7 protein-coding genes are annotated in these 7,348 nt (G+C 57.4%); 6 read left to right on the top strand and 1 reads right to left on the bottom strand.

The window, feature by feature from the left end:
• Window positions 1–359: 359 nt before the first annotated feature.
• The gene (locus tag RUU78_RS15990; protein WP_313918349.1) at window positions 360–1,379 is read left to right on the top strand and encodes an acyltransferase domain-containing protein; all 1,020 of its coding nucleotides are present in this window, start codon (window positions 360–362) and stop codon (window positions 1,377–1,379) included.
• Between the two features lie 119 nt (window positions 1,380–1,498).
• Window positions 1,499–2,890: a hypothetical protein gene (locus RUU78_RS15985; protein ID WP_313918347.1), complete on the top strand. Its 1,392-nt coding sequence runs from the start codon at window positions 1,499–1,501 to the stop codon at window positions 2,888–2,890.
• Between the two features lie 47 nt (window positions 2,891–2,937).
• Here RUU78_RS15985 and RUU78_RS15980 read toward each other — a convergent pair whose 3' ends face one another.
• On the bottom strand, window positions 2,938–3,237 hold the full coding sequence (locus RUU78_RS15980; protein WP_313918346.1) for a hypothetical protein: 300 nt from the start codon (window positions 3,235–3,237) through the stop codon (window positions 2,938–2,940).
• Window positions 3,238–3,697: 460 nt separating this feature from the next.
• Between RUU78_RS15980 and fabD the strand changes: the two genes are divergently transcribed.
• From fabD to RUU78_RS15960, 4 genes are all read left to right on the top strand, one after another.
• Window positions 3,698–4,711: an ACP S-malonyltransferase gene (fabD, locus tag RUU78_RS15975; protein ID WP_313918344.1), complete on the top strand. Its 1,014-nt coding sequence runs from the start codon at window positions 3,698–3,700 to the stop codon at window positions 4,709–4,711.
• 758 nt (window positions 4,712–5,469) lie between these two features.
• Entirely contained in the window at window positions 5,470–5,649 is a 180-nt protein-coding gene (locus tag RUU78_RS15970) for a hypothetical protein (RefSeq protein WP_313918343.1), read from the top strand.
• Window positions 5,650–5,884: 235 nt separating this feature from the next.
• Window positions 5,885–7,144: a hydroxymethylglutaryl-CoA synthase family protein gene (locus RUU78_RS15965; RefSeq protein ID WP_313918341.1), complete on the top strand. Its 1,260-nt coding sequence runs from the start codon at window positions 5,885–5,887 to the stop codon at window positions 7,142–7,144.
• Window positions 7,141–7,284: a hypothetical protein gene (locus RUU78_RS15960; protein ID WP_313918339.1), complete on the top strand. Its 144-nt coding sequence runs from the start codon at window positions 7,141–7,143 to the stop codon at window positions 7,282–7,284. Before RUU78_RS15965 ends, RUU78_RS15960 begins: the two co-directional genes overlap by 4 nt.
• Window positions 7,285–7,348: the final 64 nt, after the last annotated feature.

Here is a 7,348-nt window from a genome sequence, read left to right as displayed (position 1 = left end):
CTCGGCGGCCCCATGGGCGTAACGACGGTGCTGTTCCTCTTTCTCGTCGGGCCTTTCATACAGCCATTCATGTGGGTGAGCACGACTTATTTGCATATTCCCAACCATGGGATCAAGCAGGCCCCGCCTGGAGTAGTGGCCGCATGACCCAGCAGCGAGATGGCGTTTATGCATAGCAAGCGCACGAAAATTGCATCCGCGTGTCAGCGCGGTGTTTGTGATCAGGGTCGTGCCCGCGTCCTGGTAGGCGCTACGCGGTCTGTGCGGCGCTGACAATATCTGGCACTGAGGGTACCCGTCGGGCGGGCGCTGCCAGCGCTACCGCTGCCCATCCAAGCCCTGCCTGAGATCACATAACGATGAATCGCCAATTTCGTCCTGGTAGTGAAGTTCGCTGGCCCGTTGTGTTCATGTTCTCCGGCCAGGGGTCTCACTACTACCAGATGGCCGCGACTCTCTACCAGCAGGATCCGCTGTTTCGCCGCCATCTTGATCGACTGGACGCGAAAGCTGCGGCGTTGATGGGAGGCTCCGTCGTCGAGCATCTGTTTCAGCCGGCCAGGACGCCGAGTGAACCCTTCACAATGACGCGGTTCTCGCATCCCGGCATCTACATGATTGAATGCGCACTGGCCAATACCCTGGCCGACCATGGCGTTGTTCCTGACCTGCTGCTGGGCTCCAGTATGGGCACGTTCGTTGCCGCCGCAATCGCCGGGTGCATTGCGCAAGAGGACGCGCTTGCCATTGTCATCGAACAGGCGCGTTTGCTTGAGTGCCATTGCGATCCGGGTGCCATGCTCGCCGTGCTCGCGCCGCCCTCGCTGTTCGACGAGGCACCGCGGCTGTACGCCCGCACCGAGTTGGCTGCCGTCAATATGCCGAATCATTTCGTCGTGGCCGGTCACGGCGACGACATTGACGATGCCAAGCGGTTTCTTGACGAGCAAGGTGTCGTCTGCCAGTTGCTCAATGTTTCCTATGCATTCCATTCCAGGCATATCCATGTGCTGAGACCGCAATTCCTGGCGGCCTTGGAGGCAACGCAGATTCGCCCTGGCCAGTTGCCGATCATCTGCAGTGCGCGGACAGAAATGGTTCGTGAATTCTCGCACGAGGATCTCTGGAATATCGCGGTAAAGCCGATCCGATTCAAAGAGTCGGTGGCATTGCTCGAATCTCAGGGCAATCATCACTACATCGATATCGGCCCATCGGGCACGCTTGCAACGTTCGTGAAATATTGTCTGTCGCAGGATTCGCGCTCGACAATCCACACCATCCTGACGCCGTTCGGCAACGAAGTCCCGAACTTGCGTGCCGTGGTGGACCGATTTGCGCCACGGCCGATGGCTGTGGGCAATTGTCGGGCTTCCTGAGATGCTGCTCAGGCTCACCGAGGCGATAACAGCCATGAAATGCAAGCACGCACCGTGCATTGACGTGCGTGGATGCGCCGTTGCAACGCAACAATGCTTCCAGAACCTCAAGAGCCGCTATGCACGCCAAGCAGATTCTTCACAACACGCGCAGCTATTCCGACCACTACGCCAACCTGATCCGTACCTTGCTCGACAGTCAACAAATATCCGCGGCAGGTCCTGCGCGTATGGCGCAGCAGACAATTGAGCCATTCATCATCGAGCTTGAGTACACGCAGAGTCCATGGCCGGTCATCATCGATAAGACGATGCTCGACGAATTCCGTTTCATATCCGCGAATTTCGTGCCGCTGTTCTACCGGGCCGTGACCGGTCACTTCGGCAACAATGCGGACTTGTTCCATGAATACGTCGGCTGGCCGCGCGACATCTACCGTTTCATGCTGTCCAGCCCACTTGATCCGGAAGATTTCATCGTTCGTTACGATGGGCTATACAGCAATGGCATGTTCAAGATTGTCGAACTGAACGTCGGGTCGACTTGCGGCGGCTGGTATACCGACTTCCTGGAAGACGTCTACCGCGATTGCCTCGCGTACGCGAAGTTTCAGCCCGGACAGGTTTGCTTCCGGCCGCTGCTGAAAGAGCGTTTCCTGCATATCTTGCGAAGGGTCGCCGCGCTGAAGAAGCCACGCCTGACCGGCAACCTGCTGTATTTCATGGATCCGATGCACAATCAGGAAAACCTCATCAGTTGTTTTCAACGCCTGTACGACACGATCAGGCCGGCGGAACTTGCGCCGGGGCGCCTGTTCTGGACGAACGATCCGTCTGCTGTCGAGTACCGCAACGGTGGCGAGATCTTTTACCAGGGACATAGTATCGACGGCGTTTTCGTCAAGAAGCCCATTCCTGAGCTGCCCGACGACCTGCTCGGCAGGCTGAGCATTGCCCAGGCGCGCAAGAAGATTCTCTTCCCCGACACGCCAGGACATGTGATGTTCGGCAGCAAGATCCTGCTCGCTCTCCTTTACGAGTGGATCGCCTCGGGAAAGGCGTCGGCGGCCGATGCCGAGCTTGTCCGGCGCTATTTTCCGTGGACGGTACGCCTGCTTGATCATGACGTGATTTGGAAAGACAAGCGCGTTCCGTTGCGTCAGGTGCTCAGGCAGCAAAAAGATCAGTTTGTGCTGAAGCTGTCCAATAGTGCGCAAGGCAGCGCTGTTTTTGTGGGCCTGTATTATACCGAGCAGCAGTGGCACAGTCTTGTCGAAGAAAAGATTGCGCAGCAACACTGGCTGGTGCAGGAATACTGCACGCCGGACAAGCTTGTCATGTGCGACCACCATTCCCGTCTGAGTATTGGCGATCACGTATGGGGCATCGCCGCTAACGGATCGAACTACGGTGGTAGCTTCGTGCGTGGCATCACCGGTAACGCTGCCGACGGGGTGGTGAACAGCGCTCGCGGTGCATTCCTGTCGATTGTTGTCGAGTCGACCGAATGACTTCGGCACGGAGGGCCGGTTACCGCTGCGCCTGAGACCAGCGCTGCTCAATCCAGAAAAGTGACCTGGCGCTTGCAGGCGTCGCGACGGTAGTTGCCGCTGAAACAACTGGCAAACAGGTTCAATACGCCGCGCGATCCTCTGTTCCCCTTGGCCGCCGCTGGAGCGGTCGTCGGGCAGGATGCCGTCCGGCAAAGCGCTCCGCTTTGCGCTTGGACACGGCGTAAGGATTTCATTCGTACCTGAAGCGAAGTTGGCGAGTAGTTATAACGGCGGCCGACGTAACGACATTGAAAGAGCTCGATCTCCTGGGCTGATCCAAGAAACACGAGTGCAGCGTTCTGCATGAATGACATTCGGAAATATGGTTTTAGCCACGGTAGAGCGCAACTCTGTGCGCGGCCAGAGGGTCCATAGTGCGCGAACATGGGTTAGGCCCCCTCCAGGCTGGCGATGGTGCACTCCTGCTGCTATTGTGCAACCAGCGGCAAGCATGGTTCTAATTGGCCGTTTCAAATCGCGCGGAGTCGCTTTGCTGCTATGGCGGGATCGCGAAGTTTCGGCGATACCTGCCACGATCTGGCTTTCACATCGGCCGAGAACGGTCTCGTTGTGCGGGAGCGCGACGGCATGGCTTGTGACTTGTCTGTTTGGAGATATTTGCAAATTTGTTCCGGTTTCACCGAAAGTGACCGGTCTGTGCATGTTTGCATCGGTCGCGATGAGGCGTGGCGCTTGGTAACAGGCACCCGTTAAGCGGAACGGGTTGCAAGGGACATCAAGACAAGGAAGCGAAGGCGAGGCCAAATGATAGTGATGCTGCTTGTCGCCAGAGCATTCGTTTGGTGGCGCCGGGTGCGGCAGTTGTCTGATGAGCATCACAAGCTCCGCTTGCATCTGTCCTCGGTGGCTTTTCTCCCGCGCATCGTTCGGTGGCAGGCGCGCGCGATATTTGTTGGAGGGATTTGCCAGATGAAAGCGTTTGTGTTTCCGGGCCAGGGGTCTCAGTCGGTCGGCATGGGCAAGGGTCTGTTTGACGAGTTCCGCGATTACGTAGACCGCGCCGACCAGATCTTGGAATATTCCATCGAGGAACTGTGCCTTTCGGATCCGAACAAGCTGTTGGGCAGAACACAGTACACACAGCCGGCTCTTTTTGTAGTTGGAGCGCTGTCATTTCTCAAGAAAGCCCAGAATGACACGCTGCCGGCGTATCTTGCTGGCCACAGCCTGGGCGAGTATTGCGCTCTTTTCGCTGCGGGCGCCTTCGATTTCGACGACGGATTGCGCATCGTGAAGATGCGTGCCCGTCTGATGAGTGAAGCCTCGGGTGGTGGCATGGCTGCTGTCATATCTTGCGATGTAAGCCGTATTCGAGAACTCCTTCACACTAGCGGGTTGACCGGTATTGATATCGCTAATCTCAACTCACCCAAGCAGACGGTGATCTCCGGCGCTTTGCCCGACCTGGAGGCGGCGCGCCCGCATCTTGAACGCCTGGGCGCAGGATTCATTCCGCTGCCGGTGAGTGCGCCATTCCACTCCCGCTATATGGCGCCGGTTAGAGAGCAGTTCGAGGCGTTCCTTAGAAATTTCCAGTTCCGTCCGCTGAAGATTCCGGTCATCGCCAATGTCAATGCGTTGCCATACCAGGATCACCAGATCATCTACAACCTGAAAGAACAGTTGTGCGGCGCCGTCAACTGGACTGATACCATCAACTATCTTGTTTCACGCGGCGTGAGCGAGTTCGATGAAGTCGGACCAGGTACGGTGCTCGGTCGATTGATCAGGGAAATCCGTCAACCCGCCACGGCGTGAGATTGCCTGGCATCTCGCCGCGGCGCCAAAGTCGCCCCGCGTTCCCCATCCACGGGCATCAATGGCGGCTACAGTTGTTCGGGGGAGTGCTGCCAGTGAAACGGCGTAGGTGTTGCCCCGCAGAATGTAACAATATGACAAAGAAAGAAATGTTCCAGACATCCCGGCACGGGTGCAAGGTCATCTGCTCGTTGGAGCAGACGAGCTGCCCGCGAGCGGTTCGCTGCAGTAGCTGGGCGCGAACGCCGTCGGGCGGACGGAGATTGTCCTGATGATCCTGGAAGCCCTGTTGCTCAAAATTCCGAATGTTAGATCCTTCGGTCCGAACAACATCTGCGCACGTGCACAGCAAATCTGAGAGAAGTTGCAGGCGCATGCCTATTGGTTTGCTCGGCACCGGAATCGACGTTGCTTCAGCGAGTGGTACCGGAAAGGCAGAGTTCCCGAGCTCCGTCGGTCCAACGGGATCGGAACGCTTTGGCGCTGATCCAACAATGGCTTGTCGTCTGGTCGGCCGGCAGCATGACAGATTCATCTTTGCCGGCGCCTGTGCCGCAATCGTAATAGAGAACCAAGCAAAGTCCACGCTTCCGAAGGTTGCGCTGTACTCAAAGGGGAGGTTGGTCGTACTACGCTTTCGGCCATCGACTTCCCGATCCTGGATTTGAGGGAGGAGCGAAAACCATTGTCGCTTGTCTGGAAGCAGCGGGTGTCGTGGCGCATGATGCTGTCTATGTGACCCGCGAGGTATTGGTTCGGTGATCGGCGGCGGCAATAAACTGTGGGTGCGAAAAGAGCTTCGCCTCAATGGTTCAGCGATCGATTCGACCGATTCCATCGCCGGACTCGGATTGAGTGCAGCCGGCGCGGAGGAGTTTGCAGCATGTGCGCTGCAGATGCGGCATTCGATGGTGCATCTGTGCCCGAAGCTGAATTAGTCGATCAGCAGGTCGTTCAATCGGATGCGCGTTCGCGCATGCGCTGGATATGGCGCATGTGCTCAACGCCGGCGCAGGTTTCGGGGCATCAACGCTGCTGCGTAGCTGAGTTGCCTGCAGTACAAAAATCGTTTCGCGTATGCTTGTACAAATGGGATTTTATTCGGACGGATTCGCGCCGTCGTTGCGGTCGGAATAGCGTCAATGTGGGCGCGGTGCTTTTTCTGGAGTGTTTATGGGGCAGGCAGGTATTGAAGCGATCAACATTTTTGGCGGGTCCGCCTGCCTGGATGTGATGAAGCTGGTCGCCCATCGCGGATTGGATGCGGACCGTTTCTCCAATCTGTTGATGAAGCAGAAGTCGATGGCGCTACCGTACGAAGACGGTGTGACTTTTGCCGTCAATGCGGCCAAGCCGATCATCGACCGTCTGTCAGCGGAGGAAAAGAACCGTATCGAACTGCTGGTTGTTTGCACAGAGTCGGGCATCGATTTCGGAAAATCGCTGAGCACATATGTGCACGACTATCTCGGTCTGAGCAGGAACTGCCGTCTGTTTGAGATCAAGCAGGCGTGCTATGCGGGTACCGCTGGCTATCAGACGGCTCTCGGTTTTATCTTGTCCCAGGCCTCGCCGGGCGCCAAAGCGCTAGTGATTGCCAGTGACGTTTCGCGCCACATGGTAGTTGAAGGAGGCAATGTTCTTACCGAGGACTGGTCCTATGCAGAACCCAGTTCCGGCTCGGGCGCGGCTGCGCTGCTGATCAGCGATCAGCCCAAGGTGTACCGTGCCGACATAGGGGCCTGTGGCTACTACGGCTACGAAGTCATGGATACCTGCCGGCCGGTACCAGACGGCGAGGCCGGTGACAGCGATCTTTCGCTGCTGTCTTATCTTGATTGTTGCGAGAACTCGTTTCTTGAATATCGCAAGCGCGTACCTGAGGCCGACTACGCGGCCACTTTCCAGTACTTAGTCTTCCACACACCTTTCGGCGGAATGGTGAAGGGCGCGCACCGCACCATGATGCGCAAGATGTGCGCCGCGAAACCGCCTGAAATCGATAAAGATTTCGCGCAACGCGTATGGCCAGGACTGCTCCACTGCCAGCGCGTCGGCAACATTATGGGCGGCACGGTCTTCATCTCCCTGGCGAGCACTATCTTGCACGGGAATTTTTCCCGGCCTGGGCGTATCGGCTGCTTTTCCTACGGCTCAGGCTGCTGCTCGGAGTTTCACAGCGGCATCGTCACCGAGGAAGGACAGAGCATCGTACGTAGCTACAATATCGACCAGCAACTGGATGAGCGCTACGAATTGAGCGTAGAGGAGTATGAGTGCATCCTGCAGGGAAACCACGGCGTCCGTTTTGGCATGCGGCATGCCGCGATTGATTGTGGATTCATCCCCGGTGCGTATGAGACGCTGCGCAGCAACAGTCGATTGGCGCTGAAGAAGATCGACCATTACCACCGGGAATACGAGTGGGCGTGACGACAGTTTTGGTTTCGTTGCGCGGTGAGGCGTTTTTCTTTGCCTTCAAGCCGCCGGCAGCGAGCAATTCGACCAACACGCAGATGATTGGGGAGTTCGGGCACGTGCTCGAAACTGACGCGGCCGACACCACGTGGTAGTGACCGTAGGCAACGGCGACGTTTTTTGCGCGGGCGCGGACGTCGGCGCCATCGCGAACTGGCG

The sequence above is a fragment of the Tahibacter sp. genome, assembly GCF_032229445.1.
Lineage (GTDB): Bacteria > Pseudomonadota > Gammaproteobacteria > Xanthomonadales > Rhodanobacteraceae > Tahibacter.
This window is presented reverse-complemented; position numbering and strand designations above follow the sequence as displayed.